The 20,476-nt window shown below is 73.6% G+C and carries 18 protein-coding genes and 1 pseudogene; 9 read left to right on the top strand and 10 right to left on the bottom strand.

Translation table 11 applies throughout. The features are described from left to right. Nucleotides 1-42: 42 nt before the first annotated feature. The 5 genes and pseudogenes from ABZ567_RS08990 to ABZ567_RS09010 all read right to left on the bottom strand — a co-directional run bounded on the left by ABZ567_RS08990 (nucleotide 43) and on the right by ABZ567_RS09010 (nucleotide 3,670). On the bottom strand, nucleotides 43-780 hold the full coding sequence (locus ABZ567_RS08990; RefSeq protein ID WP_360786132.1) for a response regulator transcription factor: 738 nt from the start codon (nucleotides 778-780) through the stop codon (nucleotides 43-45). Nucleotides 781-851: 71 nt separating this feature from the next. Next, entirely contained in the window at nucleotides 852-1,523 is a 672-nt protein-coding gene (locus tag ABZ567_RS08995) for a spermidine synthase (RefSeq protein WP_360786133.1), read from the bottom strand. Nucleotides 1,524-1,857: 334 nt separating this feature from the next. Further along, nucleotides 1,858-2,179 (bottom strand): annotated as a pseudogene (locus ABZ567_RS09000) (RNA polymerase subunit sigma-24); the annotation flags it as partial. Nucleotides 2,180-2,208: 29 nt separating this feature from the next. Continuing rightward, entirely contained in the window at nucleotides 2,209-2,949 is a 741-nt protein-coding gene (locus ABZ567_RS09005; protein WP_360786135.1) for a hypothetical protein, read from the bottom strand. An 82-nt stretch (nucleotides 2,950-3,031) separates the two neighbouring features. Further along, on the bottom strand, nucleotides 3,032-3,670 hold the full coding sequence (locus tag ABZ567_RS09010) for a GNAT family N-acetyltransferase (protein ID WP_360786137.1): 639 nt from the start codon (nucleotides 3,668-3,670) through the stop codon (nucleotides 3,032-3,034). Between the two features lie 130 nt (nucleotides 3,671-3,800). On the opposite strand from ABZ567_RS09010, the gene lon reads away from it, so the two are divergent. Both lon and ABZ567_RS09020 read left to right on the top strand, forming a co-directional pair. Further along, nucleotides 3,801-6,221, top strand: coding sequence for an endopeptidase La (lon, locus tag ABZ567_RS09015; protein WP_360786139.1), 2,421 nt, complete (start codon nucleotides 3,801-3,803; stop codon nucleotides 6,219-6,221). Between the two features lie 141 nt (nucleotides 6,222-6,362). Then, the gene (locus tag ABZ567_RS09020) at nucleotides 6,363-7,022 is read left to right on the top strand and encodes a DUF4240 domain-containing protein (protein ID WP_360786140.1); all 660 of its coding nucleotides are present in this window, start codon (nucleotides 6,363-6,365) and stop codon (nucleotides 7,020-7,022) included. Here ABZ567_RS09020 and ABZ567_RS09025 read toward each other — a convergent pair. Next, the gene (locus ABZ567_RS09025; protein ID WP_360786142.1) at nucleotides 7,019-7,906 is read right to left on the bottom strand and encodes a lytic polysaccharide monooxygenase; all 888 of its coding nucleotides are present in this window, start codon (nucleotides 7,904-7,906) and stop codon (nucleotides 7,019-7,021) included. The two genes, ABZ567_RS09020 and ABZ567_RS09025, sit on opposite strands and share 4 nt — an antisense overlap. A gap of 203 nt (nucleotides 7,907-8,109) precedes the next feature. Continuing rightward, nucleotides 8,110-8,940, bottom strand: a complete 831-nt coding sequence (locus tag ABZ567_RS09030; RefSeq protein WP_360786144.1) for a lysozyme — start codon at nucleotides 8,938-8,940, stop codon at nucleotides 8,110-8,112. Nucleotides 8,941-9,588: 648 nt separating this feature from the next. Between ABZ567_RS09030 and ABZ567_RS09035 the strand changes: the two genes are divergently transcribed. After that, complete coding sequence (locus ABZ567_RS09035) at nucleotides 9,589-10,038, top strand: MarR family transcriptional regulator (RefSeq protein ID WP_360786519.1); 450 nt, start codon at nucleotides 9,589-9,591, stop codon at nucleotides 10,036-10,038. Between the two features lie 4 nt (nucleotides 10,039-10,042). Here the strand turns inward: ABZ567_RS09035 and ABZ567_RS09040 are convergent, their stop codons facing one another. Continuing rightward, a complete protein-coding gene (locus ABZ567_RS09040) occupies nucleotides 10,043-10,834 on the bottom strand; it encodes a hypothetical protein (RefSeq protein ID WP_360786145.1) in 792 nt (263 codons plus the stop codon). 371 nt (nucleotides 10,835-11,205) lie between these two features. Here ABZ567_RS09040 and ABZ567_RS09045 point away from each other — a divergent pair, with 371 nt between their 5' ends. The 5 genes from ABZ567_RS09045 (at nucleotide 11,206) to ABZ567_RS09065 (ending at nucleotide 17,095) form a co-directional block, all read left to right on the top strand. Next, nucleotides 11,206-14,235: a nitrate- and nitrite sensing domain-containing protein gene (locus ABZ567_RS09045; protein ID WP_360786147.1), complete on the top strand. Its 3,030-nt coding sequence runs from the start codon at nucleotides 11,206-11,208 to the stop codon at nucleotides 14,233-14,235. Next, nucleotides 14,232-14,723, top strand: coding sequence for a roadblock/LC7 domain-containing protein (locus tag ABZ567_RS09050; RefSeq protein WP_360786148.1), 492 nt, complete (start codon nucleotides 14,232-14,234; stop codon nucleotides 14,721-14,723). The genes ABZ567_RS09045 and ABZ567_RS09050 overlap by 4 nt, the downstream gene beginning before the upstream one ends. Beyond that, on the top strand, nucleotides 14,720-15,151 hold the full coding sequence (locus ABZ567_RS09055; protein WP_360786150.1) for a DUF742 domain-containing protein: 432 nt from the start codon (nucleotides 14,720-14,722) through the stop codon (nucleotides 15,149-15,151). Before ABZ567_RS09050 ends, ABZ567_RS09055 begins: the two co-directional genes overlap by 4 nt. Nucleotides 15,152-15,212: 61 nt before the next feature. Then, complete coding sequence (locus ABZ567_RS09060) at nucleotides 15,213-15,830, top strand: ATP/GTP-binding protein (protein ID WP_360786521.1); 618 nt, start codon at nucleotides 15,213-15,215, stop codon at nucleotides 15,828-15,830. A 29-nt stretch (nucleotides 15,831-15,859) separates the two neighbouring features. Then, a complete protein-coding gene (locus tag ABZ567_RS09065) occupies nucleotides 15,860-17,095 on the top strand; it encodes a styrene monooxygenase/indole monooxygenase family protein (RefSeq protein ID WP_360786152.1) in 1,236 nt (411 codons plus the stop codon). A gap of 158 nt (nucleotides 17,096-17,253) precedes the next feature. Here ABZ567_RS09065 and ABZ567_RS09070 read toward each other — a convergent pair whose 3' ends face one another. Beyond that, the gene (locus tag ABZ567_RS09070) at nucleotides 17,254-17,925 is read right to left on the bottom strand and encodes a DUF4097 family beta strand repeat-containing protein (protein WP_360786154.1); all 672 of its coding nucleotides are present in this window, start codon (nucleotides 17,923-17,925) and stop codon (nucleotides 17,254-17,256) included. Nucleotides 17,926-18,157: 232 nt separating this feature from the next. Here ABZ567_RS09070 and ABZ567_RS09075 point away from each other — a divergent pair, with 232 nt between their 5' ends. Further along, complete coding sequence (locus ABZ567_RS09075) at nucleotides 18,158-18,910, top strand: helix-turn-helix domain-containing protein (protein WP_360786156.1); 753 nt, start codon at nucleotides 18,158-18,160, stop codon at nucleotides 18,908-18,910. 49 nt (nucleotides 18,911-18,959) lie between these two features. Here ABZ567_RS09075 and ABZ567_RS09080 read toward each other — a convergent pair whose 3' ends face one another. After that, the gene (locus ABZ567_RS09080) at nucleotides 18,960-20,414 is read right to left on the bottom strand and encodes an NlpC/P60 family protein (RefSeq protein ID WP_360786157.1); all 1,455 of its coding nucleotides are present in this window, start codon (nucleotides 20,412-20,414) and stop codon (nucleotides 18,960-18,962) included. Between the last annotated feature and the right edge of the window lie 62 nt (nucleotides 20,415-20,476).

Below are 20,476 nucleotides of genomic sequence, written 5' to 3' on the forward strand. Positions count from 1 at the left end.
CCGGCCCCCGCTGCGCCCGCGGCCCTCCGGGCCCCCGCAAGCTCACAGCGCCGGGGTCTCCAGCGCGTAACCGACGCCGTGGACCGTACGGATCCGCTCGGCCCCGATCTTCCGGCGCAGCGCCTTGATGTGACTGTCCACGGTCCGGGTGCCCGAGGCGTCCGCCCAGTCCCACACCTCGGCGAGGAGCTGCTCCCGGGAGAGGACCGCGCGGGGCGTGCTCGCCAGGCAGACCAGCAGGTCGAACTCGGTCGGCGTCAGGTGCACGTCCTCGGAACGCACCCGGACCCGGCGCTGCGCGTGGTCGATCTCCAGTTCGCCGAGGCGGAGGATGCCGCTGCGCGGGGTGGCCGCGGCCAGCGCGGCCCGCTCCACCCGGCGCAGCAGCACGTGCACCCGGGCGGCCAGCTCGCGCATCGAGAACGGCTTGGTCATGTAGTCGTCCGCGCCGACGCCGAGACCGACCAGCATGTCGGTCTCGTCGTCGCGGGCGGTCAGCATGAGGACCGGGACGGGGCGCTGGGCCTGGACCCGGCGGCACACCTCCAGGCCGTCGAAACCGGGCAGCATCACGTCAAGCAGCATCAGGTCCGGCTGCCAGGCCTCGGCCGCCTCCACGGCCGCGGGACCGTCGGTCGCGGTCTGCACCAGGAAGCCCTCGGCGCGCAGCCGCGCGGAGATCGCTTCCACGATCGTCACGTCGTCCTCGACCACCAGGACACGTCTCTGAGCCCCCGGAGTTGCCGCCGCACCGTGGTGAGTGGTGTGTGTCTGCTCCATTGCCCCGCCTCGCGTCGCCGATGTCGGTGCAGCAGCCTAGAGGTACCCGCAGCGTCCCGGCTATCCAGGATCTACACGGGGCGGACGGCGAGGTGGATCACGTCGGGGACGCCCCGGGCAACGGGCACCTCTTCCGTCCGTACCCCGCTGAATCCGGCATTCCGCAACGACTCCTCGAAATCGGCGGAGGGCCGCGCGGACCATACGGCGAGCACCCCGCCCGGGTTCAGCCGGTCCGCGCAGGCCGCCAATCCCTCGGCCCCGTACAGGGATTCGTTGTCCTCGGTGACCGTCCAGTCGGGGCCGTTGTCGATGTCCAGGCAGAGGGCGTCGAAGGTGTCCGTGGAGGTCTGCAGGTACTCCACGAGGTCCGTGTGGAGGATCACCGTCCGCGGATCCCCCAGCGCGCGCCCGGAGATCGCGGCGAGGGGGCCCTGCCGGTGCCAGTCGATGATCGCCTCCTCACGCTCGGCGACGGTGATCCGGCCCCAGCCGGGGTCGGCCGCGGCGTGGGCGAGGGAGAACCCCACCCCGAGACCCCCGATCAGGAGGGAGCAGCCGACGCGGGACTCCTCGGGCAGGGCGTCCCTCGCCGCGTCGACCAGGAGCCGCTCGGAGCGCCCGTCGGAGGTGTCCATGAGGAAGGTGCCGTTGGCGATGATCTCGTAGTGCTCCGCGCGGCGGCGCAGCACGACCTCTCCGTACGGTCCTTCGCGGCGGTCCAGGGTCACGGGTCCTGACATCGTTCGTCACTCCGTTCTCGTCGGCTCGGCAGACGGTCCCCGCCATCCTCGCGGGCCGGGGTCGGCGGGAACAAACGCCTTACAGAATCACGGGGTTACGCCCCCGGGGCGCCCCGGGCCCTCAGGACTCGCCGGCCATGTGCCGCGCACCCCGCCTCGCGTACCCGCTCGTGCCCATGACGAACGCGGCGACCGCCACCGGCCACGCGCCGGCCTGCACGCCCGGCTGCATCACCCAGGCCCACCCCTGCGCCGCGCCACCCGCGGCGGACGGCGCCGCCAGGTACACCGTGCCCACGAGGAAGGCGGGCGACAGCCAGCTCAGCCGGGCGCCGGCCCGCTGGGCGTCCACCAGGCGCCGGGCGGCGATCACCCAGATCCAGCCACCGGCCTCCCCACGGCCCCGGTGCCCGCCGGTCCAGCGTCGGACTGTGACGAAGGTGTCCTGCAGGACTCCCGTACGGTCTCCTCGTCGGCGCGGCGCGGCGCCGGGCGAAGCGGGCGGGCAGCCAGCCGGCATGGCGGTCGTAGAGGACGGCGAGCGCCTCTGTGTCCCCCCGGGCGACCGCGCGCAGCCGCGCGGAGTCGTCCTCGTCGCCCCCGGAGGGGCCTCCCGGCCTCCCCCTGGAGGGGCGCGGCAGTCTCACGCCCTCCATCGCCGGGAGGGTCCGTACGGTTCACGCGCTCACGGGCCGGTGGGCGGGCCGCCGTCGGGAAGGGCGGCGAAGACGCGCTGGAGGGCGGGCGGGCGCTCGCCTTCGCCGGCGACGACGAGCCGGTGGCGGTAGGTGAGGGAGTACTGGAAGCCGTCGGGGACGGGGTCGCCGGTCGGACGCGCCGGTACGCGCGCGTAGGCGGGGTCTTCGAGCGCCGCCCGCAGCTCGGCGGCCTCGACGGGGGTCATCCGGCCGGTGCGGGGCGCCTTGGTGCCGGAGCGGCTGGTCCAGGAGCCGTCGTAGTGGACGACGAGCTGGTTGCGGACCCCGGCGAGGCCGCCGTTGACGACCACTTCGACGAGGACCTCCTGACCTCGCGGCTCCCGGATGGGCGCGCCGGTCCCGGACGGGGCGGTGGACGGGGCGGGGGTGCCGGGGGCGGACGGCGCGTCGGACGACGGCGCTGGGGTGCCGGGGGTGGAGGGGGCGCCGGTCGCCGACGCGGGGCCGCCGGGTGCCGGAGGGGCCTCCGGGCCGCAGCCGGTAGCGCCGACGGCGCCGAGCGCCAGGGCGGCCGCAAGGAGCAGCGGCCCGCGCCGTGTCCCCCGCGCGAATGGGGCGGTCTCCGGTGCGGCCTGCCGGGACTCCCGCGCACGTGGCGCGGCTTCCGGTTCGCCCCGCTGGGACTCCCACGCGCGTGGGAGTCCCAGTACGCCCCGCCGCCCCGCCGTCCGTACGTCTCGCCGAATCTTCCGTACGCCTCGCGCCATGCACCGAGCATGCCCCGTCCGGGCCGCCGCGCGCAGCCGGAAGCCCGGGATTGCGTGCCCCCGGCTCCGGCCAGGCTCGCGGTCAGGCCTCCGTCCGGACGATGCCGGTGAGCGGCCCCCTATGGCGCCAGCCAAGCGCGTCGTACAGCGCGAGGCCGTCCGTGGTCGCGGAGAGCACCCCGGTCTCCGCGCCCGCCTGGGCGGCGGCGGCCTCAAGGGTGCGCATGACGTTGGCGCCGAGGCCGCGCCGTCGGTGTGCGGGGTCGGTCTCGATCTGGTCGGCGACGGCGGTGGACCCGGTCGGGGCGATCTGGCCGCGGGCGGCGAGGGTGCCGTCGGGGGCGAGCACGCGGACCCGGATGACGCCGTCCCGGACCTCGGTGGTCCTGGCGTACCCCTCCGGGGGCACGGGGCGGGCCCCGGGGTCGAGCGGCTTGGTCATCATGAACCCGGGGTCGTCGGGGACCGTCCACCCCTCGGTGATCCACGGCTCCACGTCCTCGGGTGGCGCCATGACCTTGAGCCAGCTGTACGGCGCCGTGAGCCGCGCGCAGAGCGCCCCGACGGAGGCCGCGTCGGGGGCGGGCAGGACGTGCCGTACGACGTGTCGGGGCAGGCCCACGTCGATCCGGTAACCCCAGGGCTCCGAGACGGCGACGGGGGTGCCCCGCGAGACCGTCCAGCCCGCCACCCACGCCGCTGTAATAGATGCTATATCCACAAGGGCATTACATCTGGTGTCACTGCACGGAGAAACAGTGATCGCTCAGAGCGAACGGGCGTCCGGGAACATCTCCGGGCTCACGTGCATTGAGTCCACATAGCTCAACTTGACTGCCGAAGGGGAGATCATGGCTTCTGAGTCCAAGGCGTCCGTGCCGCTCACTCTGCCCGTCCTGCCGCTCGACGACGAGGTCGTGCTGCCCGGAATGGTGGTGCCGCTGGACCTCTCCGACACCGATGTACGGGCCGCCGTCGAGGCCGCCCAGGCCGCCGCGCGGCCCGGTGCCGGCAAGCCGCGGGTCCTGCTCGTGCCGCGCGTCGACGGGACCTACGCCGCGACCGGCGTCCTGGGCACCGTCGAGCAGGTCGGCCGGCTCTCCGACGGCGACCCCGGCGCACTGATCCGCGCCCTCGGCCGCGTACGCATCGGCGCCGGTACGAGCGGACCCGGCGCGGCCCTGTGGGTCGAGGGCAGCACCGTCGAGGAGACCCTGCCCGACCCGCTGCCCGGCCAGGTCACCGACCTGGTCAAGGAGTACAAGGCACTGGCCACCAGCTGGCTCAAGAAGCGCGGCGCCTGGCAGGTCGTCGACCGCGTCCAGCAGATCGACGGCGTCGGGCCCCTCGCCGACAACGCCGGGTACTCGCCCTTCCTCACCGTCGAGCAGAAGGTCGCGCTCCTGGAGACCGCCGACCCGGTCGCCCGTCTCAGGCTCGCCACCGCCCAGCTCCGCGAGCACCTCGCCGAGCAGGACGTCGCCGAGACCATCGCCAAGGACGTCCAGGAGGGCGTCGACAAGCAGCAGCGCGAGTTCCTGCTCCGCCGTCAGCTCGAAGCCGTCCGCAAGGAGCTCCGTGACCTCAACGGCGAGGCCGAGGGCGACGAGTCCGACGACTACCGCGCCCGCGTGGAGGCGGCCGACCTGCCCGAGAAGGTCCGCGAGGCCGCGCTCAAGGAGGTCGAGAAGCTGGAGCGGTCCAGCGACCAGTCCCCCGAGGGCTCCTGGATCCGCACGTGGCTGGACACCGTCCTCGAACTGCCGTGGAACCGGCGGACCGACGACGGCGCGACCGGCCGCGACATCCGCGGCGCCCGCGCCGTCCTCGACGCCGAGCACGCCGGCCTGGACGACGTGAAGGAACGGATCACCGAGTACCTGGCCGTGCGCAAGCGACGCTCCGACCGTGGCCTCGGCGTCGTCGGCGGCCGCCGCGGCGGAGCCGTACTCGCCCTCGTCGGCCCGCCCGGCGTCGGCAAGACCTCCCTCGGCGAGTCCGTCGCGCACGCGATGGGGCGCGAGTTCGTCCGGGTCGCCCTCGGCGGCGTACGGGACGAGGCGGAGATCCGCGGACACCGCAGGACCTACGTCGGCGCCCTTCCCGGCCGGATCGTCCGCGCCATCAAGGAGGCCGGCTCCATGAACCCGGTGGTCCTGCTCGACGAGATCGACAAGGTCGGGTCCGACTTCCGCGGCGACCCCGCGGCCGCGCTCCTCGAAGTCCTCGACCCGGCCCAGAACCACACCTTCCGCGACCACTACCTGGAGGTCGAACTCGACCTCTCCGACGTCGTCTTCCTCGCCACGGCCAACGTCCTCGAAGCCATCCCGGAAGCCCTCCTCGACCGCATGGAGCTGGTCAGGCTCGACGGCTACACCGAGGACGAGAAGGTCGTCATCGCCCGCGACCACCTGCTGCCCCGGCAGCTGGAGCGGGCCGGCCTGGAGCCGAGGGAGGTCGTCCTGGAGGACGCGACCCTGCGCAAGCTGGCCGGCGAGTACACCCGCGAAGCGGGCGTCCGCACCCTGGAGCGGTCCGTCTCCCGGCTGCTCCGCAAGGTCGCCGCCCAGGTGGAACTGGGTGACCGCGAACTGCCGTTCACGGTCACCCCGGACGACCTGCGGGACCTCATCGGACGGCCGCACCACGTGCCCGAGTCGGCCCAGGACCCGGCGGAGCGCCGTACCGCCGTGCCGGGCGTCGCCACCGGGCTCGCCGTGACCGGCGCGGGCGGTGACGTCCTCTTCGTCGAGGCGTCACTCGCCGACCCGGAGACCGGCGCCGCCGGACTGACCCTCACCGGCCAGCTGGGCGACGTGATGAAGGAGTCGGCACAGATCGCGCTCTCCTTCCTGCGCTCCCACGGCGCCGAACTGGAGCTGCCCGTGACCGGCCTGAAGGACCGGGGCGTGCACATCCACTTCCCGGCGGGCGCCGTCCCCAAGGACGGCCCGAGCGCGGGCGTCACCATGACGACCGCACTCGCCTCCCTCCTGAGCGGGCGCCAGGTCCGCACGGACGTGGCCATGACCGGCGAGGTCTCCCTCACCGGCCGGGTCCTCCCGATCGGAGGCGTGAAGCAGAAGCTCCTCGCCGCGCACCGGGCCGGCATCACGACGGTCGTGATCCCCAAGCGGAACGAGGCCGACCTGGACGACGTCCCGGCCGAGATCCTGGAGAAGCTGGAGGTCCATCCGGTGACGGACGTCCGCCAGGTCCTGGAGATCGCCCTGACCCCGGCGGCGGTCCCGGTGGGTGTCGCGGCCTGACAGGTCCGGCCGGCCGGCTGCCGTACGACGGAGCGGGGTGTCCTTCGCGGGCACCCCGCTCCGCCGTGCCGTGGCGGCGGGACGCGTACCCGCGGGTAATTGATCACCCGGATGTCAGCGCGGGCTGGCATGCTCGTATGCATGAACGACGACGCCTTCTGGGCTCTCATCGACGAGTTGAGCCGCCGACCCGGTGACCGGGACGAGCGGCTGGAGTGGCTCCGGACGGAGCTGCTCCGACGACCGGCGGACGAGAGCGTGGAGTTCCAGGTGCGGCTCGAGGCCGCGTGCGAGGTCGCCGGTACGCGCGCGGTGCGGCGGGCGGCGAATCTGATCGAGGGCGGCGACTGCACCGACGACGGGTTCCACTACTTCACGCTGTGGCTGGTGGGCCAGGGACGGAAGGTGTACGAGTCGGTCGTCTCCGACCCGGACGCGCTGGCCGACGTGCCGGAGGTACGAGCCCTCGTGGGGCGCCACCGGAACGAGTGGGACGACGACGAGTGGCCGGAGTGGGAGGAGCTCGACTATGTCGCCCAGGACGCGTTCGACGAGCTGACCGGCCAGGAGGACGACGACGGCGAGGAGTTCCTCGACGCGGTCGAGGAGGTGGCGGAGGAACTCGCGGACGAGCTCGCGGACGACCTCTCGGGCGAGTTCTCGGACGGGTTCGCGGACGCGCTCCCGGGTGACCCGACGAGAGGGTGGGAAGAGGGCGACGGACCCCGGGGGGCTCGTCCGGAGGGGGTGGCGACACCCCGGCTCGCCGCCCTCTTCCCGGCCGTGACCTCCGGCTCCTAGGAGTCGGACGGGTTCCGGCGGCGGCCGAGCAGCAGGCTGCCCGCCGCGAAGACGGCGAGGCCGCCCGCGCCCGCGAGGGCCGACGGGAGCGGCGAGGACGGGGCCGCGGCGCTCTCGGTGGAGAGGGCGGGCGCCTGCTCGTCGCCGCCGTGGCCCGCGTGGCTCACGGTGGACAGCTCCGCGCCCGCCGCGATCCTCGCCTCGGACGGGGCCCGGCCCCGCGCCGCGGCCTGTTCCTTCGCCGCCGACCCGCCGAAGGTGACGTCGGAGCAGCTGTAGAAGGCCTCGGGGCTGTCGCTGCGCTGCCACACCTTGTAGACGATGTGGCGGCCGGTGCGGGCGGGCAGGTTGCCGGTGAAGGAGTAGTAACCGTCGGTGGCGGTGCGGGTGGTGTTGTACACGGCGACGGGGGTCGCGTCCAGGTCCGACCACTTCAGCGGCTGCGTGGGGTCGAAGCCGGGCCTGGTGACGTAGACGGTCATGGTGCCGGAGTGGGCCGCCGTGGCCCGGACCTTGAAGTCGAAGGAGCCCGCGGCCACCGCGGTCGCCGGCCAGTCGGTGCGCGCCCAGTCCAGGGCCCGGTACTTCTCGCGGTTCGCGGAGCAGAGCCTGCCGTCGGGGATGAGGGTCCGGTGCTGTCCGGCGGCGTTCGCGATGTTGACCTCGTTCCAGTCGTAGAGCGGCTGGGTGCCGGAGTCGGCGACGAGGTCCTTGCACACCTGCGGCCTGGGCGTCTCGGGGCCTTCGGCGTAACAGGCGGCCACCCGGCTGACGGGGTTGAAGACGGCTCCGTGGGCGCTCGCGGCGGTGGGGGTGAGGCCGATGAGTGCGGCTGCGGCGGACAGTGCGGCGACGCCGGTGACGGTGCGGCGTGAGGGCGGCATGCGGGGGCTCTCTTCTCGTGCGTGGGGAGGACGGGACGAGCAACGCGCGCTGAACGCACGGAAGTTGCATCCCGTGCGATCGTCGAAGAGGTTCGCATTGGTCCATACCAATAGGCAAGGGGGTGGACCGAAAAAGGCCGCGGCGGCCCCCGGGGCGCCGCATGCCCGGGAACCGCCGTGGAGCGAGGTGGACGGGGGAGCCGTCAGCCGTTCGCGAGTGCCTGCACCCGCGACAGGTCGCCGTTGAAGTGGTTGTGGTCACCGACCGTCGGGCCGGACGAGGTGTACTGCCACATCGTGTAGTACAGCCAGCCGGCCGGGAGTTCGCCCACCGTGGAGGCGTACCGCGCGACCCACAGCGGGTTGGTCGACCCGAAGCCCGCGTAGTTGCCGGTGCACTGGGTCCACCAGCTCGTCGCCGTGTAGATCACGGCGTCGCGGCCCGTGCGGTACTTGTAGCGGTTCACGAAGTCGCGGATCCAGGCCACCATCCCGGCCTGGGTCTTGCCGTAGCAGGTCGCCCCGTACGGGTTCCACTCGATGTCGAGCACGCCCGGCAGCGTCCTGCCGTCCTTCGACCAGCCGCCGCCGTTGTTGACGAAGTAGTCGGCCTGGGCGGCGCCGGTCGTCGTGTCCGGGGTGGCGAAGTGGTACGTGCCGCGGATCATGCCGACGTTGTACGAGCCGGTGTACTGCTGGGTGAAGTAGGTGTTCTTGTAGTAGGTGCCCTCCGTCGCCTTGACGTAGGCCCACTTGACGCCGCTGTTCCACAGGGTGGACCAGGCGACGTTCCCCTGGTGGCTTGAGACGTCCACGCCCTCGGTCTGGACGGCCTGACCCGAGACGCCGCCGGGCGCGCCGTCGCGTCCGTCGTGCTTGAGCACGCCCATGCCCATGCTGGCGGAACCCCGCGCGGGCGCCGTGCGGACGCCCGGGTCCTGGGCGGCGCCGGCGGGCCCGGCGAGGGGGAGGAGAAGGGCCAGCGCCGCGAGGGCCGCGCCGGCGAGGGTCGTTCCGGATCTGTGCACACGCATTCCGTGCCTCCGGGAGGATCGGTGGGGGAGCGAGACGGCAGTTATCTGGCGTGAACATGTCAGTAGCTGCCGAGGGCGACGCTACGCACGTAGACCCGGCAGGCGGAAGGGGACCTGGGTTCCGCCGTTGGTCTAATCCTGCGAAATACTGGAAGAGCTGCGGCGATGGCCTCGGCCGGAAGAAACTTTCAGCGGCCCGAAAGCTGCCGGAGGGCCGCCGGAGAACGCGTGAGAGGTGCTGACGTGCACGGAAGCGGTACGGGAAGTGAAGGCCGGGTCCCACCACCCGCCGACGGCCCGGTGCCCGCCCCGGCGGACGCCGGCGCGGGCACCGGGGTCCCCGCCGGCGCGGACCGCGGCGCCCCGCCCGCCGACGGTCAGGTCCCCGGCGTGGACCACGGCGCCGGCGGCCCGGCCCCTGCCCCGGAGCGCGGCGCCCCGCCTGCCCACAACCAGGTCCCCGACGCGGACCACGCCGCCGGTGGCCCGGCCCCTGCCTCGGAGCGTGGCGCCCTGCCGGCCGACGGTCAGGTCCCTGTCGCGGACCACGGCGCCGGCGGCCCGGCCCTTGCCCCGGAGCGCGGCGCCCCGCCCGTCGGCGGCCCGGCGCCCGCAGCCCCGGCCCCCGGCGCCCCGCCTGTCGCCGGCATCGACCCTGCCGGTGGGGTCGACCGCGTGTTCCTCGCGCTCGAGCGTGAGCTGGCGGTCTTTCTGCGGCGGGCGCGGGCCCAGTCCGGCGAGATGGCCCGTGAGGTGCATCCCGAGCTGGAGCCCGCCGCCTACGGCCTCTTCGTGCGGCTCGACGACGCCGGACCGCAACGGGCCACCGAGCTCGCCGGGTACTTCGGCGTCGGCAAGGCCACCATGAGCCGGCAGCTCCGGGCCCTGGAGGACCTCGGGCTCGTCGCCCGCGACCCCGACCCCGCCGACGGCCGGGCCTCCCTGGTGCGGCTCACCGAGGAGGGCCGGAACCGCTTCCGGCGCGTACGGGTCGCCCGGCGCGAGCGGTACGTCCGCAAGCTGGCCGACTGGGACCGCACCGAGGTCGCCGAACTCGCCCGCCTCCTCAACCACTTCAACGTCCGGTTCGAGGGCTGACCGCTCAGGTCCGGGACAGCTCCACGTACGCGGCCGTCGCGTCGTCATGCCGCTTCCAGCGCCGCACCCCGCCCGCCCGCTCGTCCGCCGTCTCCAGGGCCCGCACCCGGTGGAGCAGGCCGAGCGGGCCCTCCTTGCGCAGGACGCCCAGGCACTCCGTCCAGTCGCCCTCGGCGAACAGCTCCACCCAGCGGCTCGCCCCGTCCGTGAGCGCGGCCAGGGACCGCACCTCCGCGCGCGGGGTCGTCCCGGTGACCGCCCGTGCCGCCACCGCCGGGTCGGCCGCCGCGGTGAAGAAGCCACCCTCCTGGTTCCGGAGCCGGTCCGTCGCCGCGAGGGAGCGCAGGACCTCGACCGGCACCCGGTCGAGGCGGTCGTCGAGAACCGCCCGTACCGTCCCGTCCGGGGCCTCCAGGAGGAGTGCGGAGTCGGAGAGGACGAGATGCTCCACCGAGGTCTCGTCCCAGCGGGCGAGCGCCACCGTCGCCTGGGGCGTACGGACGTGAGAAAGGTCACAGGTCTCACGGTGCGCGTCCGCGGTGCGCCGGATTGCCGACGCCAGGACGTCCGGCAGGGGCATGTCCGGCCGGGAAGCGGACAGTTCGGTCAAAGCTCCGCCCAGTCGCGCGGTGAACCACGGCACGGTGTGCACACAACCGTCATCACCGGCGGGAGGCGTGACGCCGTCGAGGAGGACGACGGTTCCTCCGCTGCCCGAGGCGGGCAGGACGGCGGCCACCCAGTCCTCGTTGGGGCGTTCGGGGCTGCCGGGGAGGGAGGCGACATCGCTGCGCATGAGGACCAGTGTGCCCGGCCGGGCGACCCGCCCGGCGTACACCTTCACCAGACCTGCAAATGACCGGAAATGGCCTGTACCAACCTGACGGAGGGGGCGCGCGACGCGGAACGGCCACTTCCGTGGAGCTGCGGGCGGGCATCCTGCCAAAGCCCGCGCCGAAGATCCAACCGGGGGTCCCTCGGGGCCCTTGGACCCCGCCCGTAGAACTTGTTCGCCAACTCAGGAGTGCTGTTCACTCGTTCGGGTGGCGGAGCGGCCGATGCGCGCCTCCTTCCCAGAAGCGCTGGAATGGTCGGAAGCCGTACCAGGGGTGGGGGCACTCCATGTGACCGGCCGTCACCTCTGCTTTGTGGGCGGACGAGTCAAGAATGCGAGCACCGGTGCAGATGAAGCGGCCTCGGAGCAAGAACGGCGCGCGGAGCCGGACCACCGGTACGACTCCGACCCCGGACGACGGCGCCGTCACGGCGCCCACCGCCGGCGCCGCCCCGGCCGGCACCACCACCGGCCCCGCCCCGGGCAACGCCCCCGCGGGCCGCTCCAAGCGCGTCCGCAACCGCCTGGTCGCCGGCGTCGCCCTCGTCGGCATCACGGTCCTCGCCGCCGGAGCCCCCGCGGTCCTCGCCGCCTCCACCCAGCTGACCGACTCCCAGAGCCTGGTCACCCTCGCCGAACTCGACCGGCAGGCCGTCACCCTGGCCCACTCGCTCGCCGACGAGCGCGACGAGGTCGTCGCGTACATCGCCGCCGGCCGCGACGCCCAGGGCGGCGAGGCCGAGGACAGGCGCCAGGTCACCAGCGTCCGGTCCACCCGGGTCGACCGGCAGATCGACGAGATCCGGCCCGCCGCCTCCGCCGAACTCCGCCGCGACCTCGCGGGCGTCCCCTCCGTCCGTCGCGCCGCCCTCACCGGCAAGGGCACGGCCCTGGAGGCCCACCGGGCGTACTCGGAGGTCATCACCAAGCTCCAGGCCCTCGCCGACGAGCTGGCCGACCAGACCCCGCCCCGCGCCGTCGGCACCGCGCTCACCGAGACCACCCGCGCCCCCGCCGCCCTCGGCCGCGCCGTCGAACAGGCCTCCGCCACCCGCGGCCTGCTCCTCGCCGCGCTCTCCGTACCGCAGCCCGAGCCCACCGGGGACGTCCGTTACGACCCGGAGACCGACACCTACGTCCCCGAGGTGCCCGAGGGCGCCGCCGAGGCCGATCGCGCCCGCGACACCCTCACCGCCGCGGCCCAGCAGGCCCGGGTCCGCGAACTCGCCGCCCTCGGCGACTTCGACCAGGCCGCGGGCTCCGCCGCCCGTGACTCCCTCGCCGCCACCGTCACGGGACCCGACGTCAAGAGCGCCGAGCGGTCCCTCGCCTCCCTCACCGACCAGCCCCGCCTGACCGAGGCCGAGCGCGAGACCGACCCGGCCGCCCTCGAAGCCACGCTCTCCGCCCGTATCGAGCAGATGCGAGGAGTCGAGTCCGCCCTCGCCGCCGAGCGCGTCGAACAGCTCGGCGCCCTCCGCGACGACGACGTCACCGCCCTCGAACTGCGCCTCGCCTTCCTCGGCGGCTGCCTCCTCGTCGCGATCGGCATCTCCACCTACGTCGCCCGCACCCTCACCCGGCCGCTCGCCGTGCTCCGCATCGGCGCCGCCCGGCTGGCCGGCGCGCCCGCGCCGCACACGGAGGAGCCGGTCCGCTTCACCGGCCGCAACGACGAGTTCGCCCAGGTCGTCCGCTCCCTCAACACCCTGCACGGCAAGCTGTCCGGCCTCGCAGCGCACACCGAGCGGCTCACCGACGGCCAGGCCGACCTCGCCGCCGCGAAGGAAGCCCTCGGCGCCGAACTCGCCACCCAGCGTGCCGAACTCCAGGGCCGGGTCGCCCTCCTCACCGCCGACCTCGAACGGCTCAGGAGCACCGTCCACCACACCTTCGTCAACCTGTCGCTGCGCAGCCTCGGGCTGGTCGAGCGGCAGCTCGGCGTCATCGAGAAGCTGGAGGAGCGCGAGCAGGACCCGGACCGCCTCGCGACCCTCTTCAAGCTCGACCACATGGCGACCGTCATGCGCCGCCACAGCGAGAACCTCCTCGTCCTCGCCGGGCACGAGCACGTCCACGGCCACGCGGGGCCCGTCCCGCTCGTCGACGTCCTCCGGGCCGCCGTCAGCGAGATCGAGCGGTACGAGCGGGTCACCATCCAGTCCCTCCCGCCGCACGCCCAGATCGCCGGCTTCGCCGCGGACGACCTGAGCCACCTGATCGCGGAGCTCCTGGAGAACGCGACCTCCTTCTCGCCGCCCGACGCCGAGGTGCAGCTCTCCGGCTGGCTCCTGGAGTCCGGCGAGGTGATGCTCTCCGTGCAGGACGCGGGCATCGGCATGACCGCCTCCCGCCTCGCGGAGATCAACGCGCGCCTGGCCGAGGCAGACCCGACCGCCTTCGACGGCGAGGGCCTCGGCATGCGGGTCATCGCCCTGCTCGCCGCCCGCCACGGCGTCCGTGTCGAGCTGCGGGAGCAGAAGCCGGGCGGTACGGCGGCGGTCGTGGTCCTGCCCGAGCCGCTGCTGCCCACGACCCCGCCGACCGCGGTGACGGAGCCCGTACGGGTCGGGGGCACGGCGCCCGCGCTCCAGCTGCCCGGCTCGGCCGCGGAGGCCAACTCCAACACGCTGCCGTCCCGTAACCGCGACCCGCTCGTGGACGCGGCGGAGCGGGCGTTCCTGGCGGCGGAGGTGACCGCGGCGAAGGAGCAGCGGGAGCAGCAGCCCACCCAGGAGCCGACGCCGGAGCCCGCGCCGGATCCCACGCAGGAGCCGACGCCGGAACCCACCCCGGAGCCGACCCGGGAAGCGCCGCACGAGCCGCCGGCCGCCGCGCCCGCCCCCACGCCCACGTCCGCGTACGAAAAGCCCCGCAGGGAGCCCGCTCCCCTCGGGGAGTCGCTCTCCGAGACCACGCTCCAGGTCCGGCTGCCCGACCCGCCGCCGGAGCCGGACGCACACGAGCGCGCCGCCGACCCCGCGCCGTACGCGGAGCCCGCCCACCGCGAATCCGGCCCGGAGCCGGTCACCGACGAGCCGGTCACCGACGAGCCGGGCGGGCCGGGCCTTCCCGGCCGGCCGGTTCCCGGCCCGCGTGCCGGTCAGTGGGAGCGGATCACCGACAAGGGCCTGCCCAAGCGCACCCCTCAGGTGGTCCGTCCGGCCGGTGCCGCCGCCGCGCCCCGCCAGGGCGGCGTGGACGCGGAGGCCCTGCGCCGCCGGCTCGGCGGCTTCCACAAGGGTGCCGAGGCCGGGCGCCGCGACGTCGAGGCGGAGCTGGACTCGGCGCGGATAGAAGACGTAGAGCCTGCACGTACAGAGGAGATGACGGGGGACACAGTCGAGGAGGCACGCAGTTGACTGCGACGGGAACGTTCGGACTGAGCACGGAAGCCCGCAACCTGCAATGGCTGCTGGGAAACCTGGTGGAGGAGGTACCCGGGGTCCGCTCGGTCGCCGTCGTGTCCTCCGACGGCCTGCTGCTGCTCTCGTCCGACCCGGCCATCCAGCAGAGCACGACGGTCGCCGCCGACGCCGGCCGTCCCGACGGGCCGCGCGGTTCCAGCGCCGACCTGGCCACCATCGTCTCCGGCATCGGCAGCCTGACCATCGGCGCCGCCCGGCTCATGGACGGCGGCGGGGTCAAGCAGACCATGGTGGCGATGGAGGAGGGCAGCGTCTTCGTCATGTCGATCAGCGACGGCTCGCTGCTCGGCGTGCACGCCACGCCCGACTGCGACATGAGCGTCGTCGCGTACCACATGGCGCTCTTCGTGGGCCGCGCCGGTCACGTACTCACCCCCGAAGTCCGCAGTGAGCTGCGCAAATCGATGGAGAGCACCCAGTGACGTCAGCATCCTCGGCCTACCCCGGGCCCCACGCCCACCGGCTGCCGGTGCGGGGAGACGGGCGGCGCCCCGCGCGCGTACGCCCGTACTCGCTGACCGGAGGCCGTACCCGCTTCGGCCACGTCCTGCTCGTCGAGACCTTCGTGGCGGCGCTCGAAGCGCCCGCCGTGCGCAAGGTCCTGACGGACGGCGGGCCCGGTGCCCGCGGTCTGATGCCGGAGATGCGGGCCATCGTCGAGATCTGCCGCCGTATGCGGACGGTCGCGGAGATCTCGGCACTACTGAAGATGCCGTTGGGAGTCGTCAGGGTGCTGCTCAGCGACCTGGCCGACCAGGGAAAGATCCGCGTGTACGGGACCGGTCACGGCACCGGCCAGCCCGACCGCGCGCTCCTCGAAAGGGTGCTGAGTGGACTCCGTCGTCTCTGACGCCTCCGCCGTCTCCGACTCACCGGTGGTGACGGGCGTTCCCGTACAGCCCCAGACCGACCTGTTCGATCGGGATACCGCCGGCCCGGGCGCCGAGGACGGCGCGCAGGACTGGCAGCTCGACCACACCCGCGCCCCGATCGCGACGAAGATCGTCGTCGCGGGCGGCTTCGGCGTCGGCAAGACCACCTTCGTCCGCGCGGTCTCGGAGATCACCCCGCTCCAGACCGAGGCGCTGATGACGCGGGCGAGCGAGGACACCGACGACCTCACCGCCACCCCGGACAAGCTCACCACCACCGTGGCGATGGACTTCGGCCGGATCACGCTCGACAACGACCTGGTGCTGTACGTCTTCGGTACGCCGGGGCAGCAGCGCTTCTGGTTCATGTGGGACGACCTGGTGCGGGGCGCGATCGGCGCGGTCGTGCTGGCCGACACGCGTCGGCTGACCGACTGCTTCCCGGCCCTCGACTACTTCGAGAGCTGCGGACTGCCGTACATCGTGGCCGTCAACCACTTCGAGGGCACCGAGGCGTTCGAGGCGGAGGACGTCAGGGAAGCTCTGACGGTGCCGGCGCACGTACCCGTGGTGATCATGGACGCGCGCAAGCGGTACAGCGTCATCGAGAGCCTCCTCGCGATGGTCGCGCACGCGCTCGAAGCCACCCCCGAATAGTTCTCCCCGTCACGCCAGGAGCACCACCCATGCGGAAGATACTCATAGTCGGCGCCGGCCAGTCCGGTCTGCAGCTCGCCCTCGGACTCCAGTCGGAGGGGTACGAGGTCACCCTCATGTCGAACCGGACGGCGGACGAGATCCGGTCCGGCCGGGTCATGTCCACGCAGTGCATGTTCCACACCGCGCTCCAGCACGAGCGGGACCTCGGCCTCAACTTCTGGGAGTCCCAGGCCCCGAAGATCGAGGGCCTGGGCGTCTCCGTCGCCGCCCCCGACTCCAGCCGGGTGATCGACTGGGTCGGGAAGCTCGACGGGTACGCCCAGTCCGTCGACCAGCGGGTCAAGATGGCCGGCTGGATGGAGACCTTCGCCCAGCGCGGCGGCCAGCTGGTGATCCACGGCGCGGCCGTCGGTGACCTGGACTACTTCTCCCGCAGCTACGACCTGGTGATGGTGGCGGCGGGCAAGGGCGAACTGGTCTCGATGTTCGGCCGGGACGCGTCCCGTTCGCCGTACGGCGAGCCGCAGCGCGCGCTGGCCGTCGCGTACGTCCACGGCCTCGGGCCCCGCCCCGAGCACCCCGACTTCGACGCGGTCCGCTGCAACGTCGTCCCGGGCGTCGGCGAACTCTTCGTCATGCCGACCCTGACGACGGGCGGCCGCGCCGACATCCTCTTCTGGGAGGGCATCCCCGGCGGCCCGCTCGACGCCTTCCAGGGCGTGAAGGACCCGGCGGAGCACCTGTCCCTGACCCTGGAGCTGATGGAGCGGTTCACGCCCTGGGAGTACGCGCGGGCCACCAAGGTCGAACTGACCGACGCGGGCGGCACTCTCGCCGGCCGGTACGCCCCGACGGTCCGCAACCCGATCGGCCGGCTCCCCGGCGGAGGTCTCGTCCTCGGTGTCGCCGACGTCGTCGTCGCCAACGACCCGATCACCGGTCAGGGCTCCAACTCGGCGTCCAAGTGCGCCGCCGCGTACCTCGCCGCCATCGTCGAGCGCGGCGAGGAGCCCTTCGACGAGGAGTGGATGCAGGGCGCCTTCGACCGCTACTGGCAGACGGCCCAGCACGTCACCAAGTGGACGAACGCGATGCTGGCCCCGCCGCCGGAGCACGTCCTGAACCTCCTCGGCGCGGCCGGGCAGCTCCAGCCCGCGGCCGACCGCTTCGCGAACGGCTTCAACGACCCGTCGGACTTCGAGAACTTCTTCTACGAGCCCGAGAAGACGAACGCGTACCTGGCGTCGCTCGCCGGGAACTGACGGACCGTGTCCCGGGCCCCACGGGCGGCCGGAGAACGCGGAGAGGGCGGCGTACCCCGACGGGTGTCGGGGTACGCCGCCCTCGTGCGTGGCGGGGGCTCGCGCCCACCGGGGATCGCGGTTGCGGACGGCCCTGGTCGGAGGTCGGAAGGCGCGCGTCAGAGGCTGCGGGCGGTGATGTCGCCGTAGGCGGTGGTCGCGTGGATGGCGAGCCGGGCCTCGGCGCCCCCGGAGTTCTGGAGGGCGTTGTCGACGCGGCCGTAGGAGGTGCCGGCGTTCAGGGTGGCCGAGACGCCGCGGGCGGCGCCGACCGAGATCGCGCCGTGCTCGGTGCGCAGGGTGACCGTGCCGCGCACGGCCTCCGCGATGGTGAGGTCGCCCTTCTGGCTGCTGATCTCCGCCGGGCCGCCCAGACGGCCGACCGAGATGTCGCCGGCGGCGAGGGTGATGCGGGCGCCCGCGGTCTCGTCGAGCTTGACGGTACCGTGCGCGCTCTCGTAGGTGACGTCGCCGAGGCGTCCGACGCCCCGGAGTTCGGCGGTGGCCGTCGTGGCCTCGACGCGGGAGCCGGCGGGCAGCTGGACGGTGACCTCGACGGTGCCGGAGTTCCCGAGGGCGCGGTTGCTCGCGTCGGAGGCCTCGATCCGCAGGACGCCGTCGCCGTAGGCGACCGTGATCCGCTCCGCCGCCTTCACGTCGCGGCCCTTGGAGGGGTCGGCGGGCAGGACCTCGACGGTGGTGTCGGTGCGGTCGGCGGCGATGAACCGGATGCGGCCGGCGGGGATGTCGAGGACGGCGGAGACGGGGGCGGAGGTGAGGAACTTCTGCATGGTCTATTCCTTCGGTTCGTTGTTTCTGATGAGTGAAACGCTACGTTGCATTCACACTCTCGGCAATTAGCATGTTGCGTTGTAAGCGCATCACTGCAGGTCAAAGCCGCTGTTTCGTTGCACTGATCCTGTCGTATAACGCAACGTCAGGCAGAGGCGCGTTGCAATGGAATGGGAGTGAACGCTATGGTGAAGGCGTAAACGGCACAGAGGGAACGCGAAGGAGACCGCGATGCCGGGAGGCAGGCTCACCCAGCAGGAACGCCGGCAGATCGCGCTGGGACTGGCCGACGGCCTCGCCTACGCCGAGATCGCCAGGCGGCTCGACCGTCCGACCTCCACCGTCACCCGCGAGGTGATGCGCAACGGCGGGCCCACCGCCTACCGCGCCGACCTTGCCCAACGGGCCACCGAGCGCCGCACCCACCGGCGGAAGCCCGCCGCGTCCCGGACGGCGGAGGCGCCCCCGCAGGCCCACGGGCGCGACGCCGAGGCGGTGCGTGAGTTCCAGGAGACGTTCACGACCGTCCTCATGAGCTCGGGCATGCCCACGATGATGTCCCGGGTGATGGCCTGCCTCACCCTCACCGACACCGGCAGCCTCACCGCGTCCGAACTGGTCCAGCGCCTGCAGGTCAGCCCGGCGTCCATCTCCAAGGCGATCGCGTTCCTGGAGGACCAGGGCTTCGTCCGCCGCGAGCGCGACGAACGCCGCCGCGAGCGCTACATCGTCGACGACGACATCTGGTACCGGTCGATGATCGCCAGCGCCCGGTCCACCGCCCAGATCGTCGCGACCGCACGGCAGGGCGTCGGCGTCCTCGGCCCCGACACCCCGGCCGCCCACCGCCTGGAGAACGTCGCCCGCTTCCTCGACTTCGTCAGCGAGAGCACCGCCCGCGCCGCGGAACAGGCCCGCGACATCCTCACCCCCAGAGCCGCGGCACCCGCGGGGCTCCAGGAGTCGGACCCCGGACCGCGGTGACCGGCGAACCGGTGGTGCGGGGTCGGCGACCCGCCGTCACCGGTGTCGTTCAGCCGCGGTCGTACCCCTCGTCCTGCCCGTCCCTGGCCCCCGCCGGAAGCGGCGGCGGCACGTACGCGGCCAGGGCCCTCCCGTCCGGGTCGGGGCGCACGGCTCCGAGCAGCGGATTCGCCGCGATCGGGGAGACCTTCACCTTGCCGCCCGGACGCGGCGCGTGCACCACGAGCCCCTCGCCGAGGTAGACCGCCACATGGGTGGCGCCGGGGAAGTACACCACCAGGTCCCCCGGCCGAAGCTCCGCCCACGACACCCGGGGCAGGGTCGCCCACTGCTCCTGGCTGGTACGCGGCAGCTCCCGGCCCGCCGCCGCCCACGCCCGCTGGGTGAGCCCCGAGCAGTCGTACGTCTCCGGGCCCTCCGCCCCCCATTCGTACGGCTTGCCGATCTGCCCCACCGCGAACCGCAGCGCCTCCGCGCCCGCCCGGGACGGGGTGCGCCGCCCGTCCAGGACGCCGGAGCCGAGGAGTTCGCGCTGCGCGCCGGCCGTCTGGACGCGCTCGAGCTCGGTGAGCCGGGCCAGTTGCCCGGGGGACAGCGCGGCGAGCAGTCTCTCGACCTCCGCGAGACGTGCCCGTGCCTCGTCACGCCGGGTGCGCTGCGCGACGGCGAGGCCCTGCTGCCGGTCGAGGGCCTTCCGGGACGCGCTCGCCAGGGAGTCCGCCTGCCGCTCGGCCTTCTCCAGGCGCGACACGGCCGCGACGCGGTGGCGGCCGGCCCGGGCGATCAGATGCCCCTGGTCCAGGGCCGACCGCGGGTCGGGCGCGAGGAGCACCCGCAGGTACGAGGAGAGTTCGGACCTGCCCTGGTACTGGTCCCGGGCGATCCGGCCGGCCACGGCACGCCCCTGCGCCAGGGCGGTCCGGGCGGCGGTGAGCCGGGCGGTGACCTTCTTGGTGTCGGCGGTCTGGAGCTTCAGGGCCTCGTCGGCGGCGTTGTACCGCTCGGCTGCCTCCTCGGCCCGCTGGTAGAGCGTGCGCAGCCGGGTGAGCAGGGTGGTGACGGAGTCACCACCGGGAGGGGGGAGGGCGGCGCCGTCGTCGAGGGGGGCGGGCCGAGCGGCCTCGGGGGAGCCGGGGGCGTCGGGGACCTCAGGAGAGCCGGGGACCTCAGAGGAGCCGGGGACCTCGGGGGAGCCGGAGGCCTCGGGGGTACGAGGGGGCGGCTCTCCGGGGGCCAGGGGGACCTCGGGGTCGTCGGGAGCCTCGGTGACGTCGGGGCCGTCGACGCCGCCGGGCGCGTCCGCGGCCTCGGGGTCGACGCGGGCGTCGGGATCGACGGGACCCACCGGTTCCTTCGCGGGGTCGGCCCACGCGATCGGGGCCTCCGCCGGGGAGTCGGTCGGCGGGACCGGGGCGGCGGCGCCCGAGGGGAGCGTCACCCCGGTGAGCGCCGTCACCGCGGCCAGCGCCCCCGTGCAGACCGTACGCAGCAGCCTTCGCGTCACGTCACCACCTCCACAGGGATGATGACGTGTCAGATCAGCCGATTAACGTACGAATAGGGGCG

It is taken from the genome of Streptomyces sp. NPDC016459, from assembly GCF_040632845.1.
In the GTDB taxonomy this organism is placed as follows: domain Bacteria; phylum Actinomycetota; class Actinomycetes; order Streptomycetales; family Streptomycetaceae; genus Streptomyces.

Excerpts from the sequence above, each read along its gene's own strand:
- ABZ567_RS08990 (WP_360786132.1), bottom strand. The coding sequence starts at position 780 with ATGGAGCAGACACACACCACTCACCACGGTGCGGCGGCAACTCCGGGG.
- ABZ567_RS08995 (WP_360786133.1), bottom strand. The coding sequence starts at position 1,523 with ATGTCAGGACCCGTGACCCTGGACCGCCGCGAAGGACCGTACGGAGAG.
- ABZ567_RS09005 (WP_360786135.1), bottom strand. The coding sequence starts at position 2,949 with ATGGCGCGAGGCGTACGGAAGATTCGGCGAGACGTACGGACGGCGGGG.
- lon (WP_360786139.1), top strand. The coding sequence starts at position 3,801 with ATGGCTTCTGAGTCCAAGGCGTCCGTGCCGCTCACTCTGCCCGTCCTG.
- ABZ567_RS09020 (WP_360786140.1), top strand. The coding sequence starts at position 6,363 with ATGAACGACGACGCCTTCTGGGCTCTCATCGACGAGTTGAGCCGCCGA.
- ABZ567_RS09025 (WP_360786142.1), bottom strand. The coding sequence starts at position 7,906 with ATGCCGCCCTCACGCCGCACCGTCACCGGCGTCGCCGCACTGTCCGCC.
- ABZ567_RS09030 (WP_360786144.1), bottom strand. The coding sequence starts at position 8,940 with ATGCGTGTGCACAGATCCGGAACGACCCTCGCCGGCGCGGCCCTCGCG.
- ABZ567_RS09040 (WP_360786145.1), bottom strand. The coding sequence starts at position 10,834 with ATGCGCAGCGATGTCGCCTCCCTCCCCGGCAGCCCCGAACGCCCCAAC.
- ABZ567_RS09045 (WP_360786147.1), top strand. The coding sequence starts at position 11,206 with ATGCGAGCACCGGTGCAGATGAAGCGGCCTCGGAGCAAGAACGGCGCG.
- ABZ567_RS09065 (WP_360786152.1), top strand. The coding sequence starts at position 15,860 with ATGCGGAAGATACTCATAGTCGGCGCCGGCCAGTCCGGTCTGCAGCTC.
- ABZ567_RS09070 (WP_360786154.1), bottom strand. The coding sequence starts at position 17,925 with ATGCAGAAGTTCCTCACCTCCGCCCCCGTCTCCGCCGTCCTCGACATC.
- ABZ567_RS09075 (WP_360786156.1), top strand. The coding sequence starts at position 18,158 with ATGCCGGGAGGCAGGCTCACCCAGCAGGAACGCCGGCAGATCGCGCTG.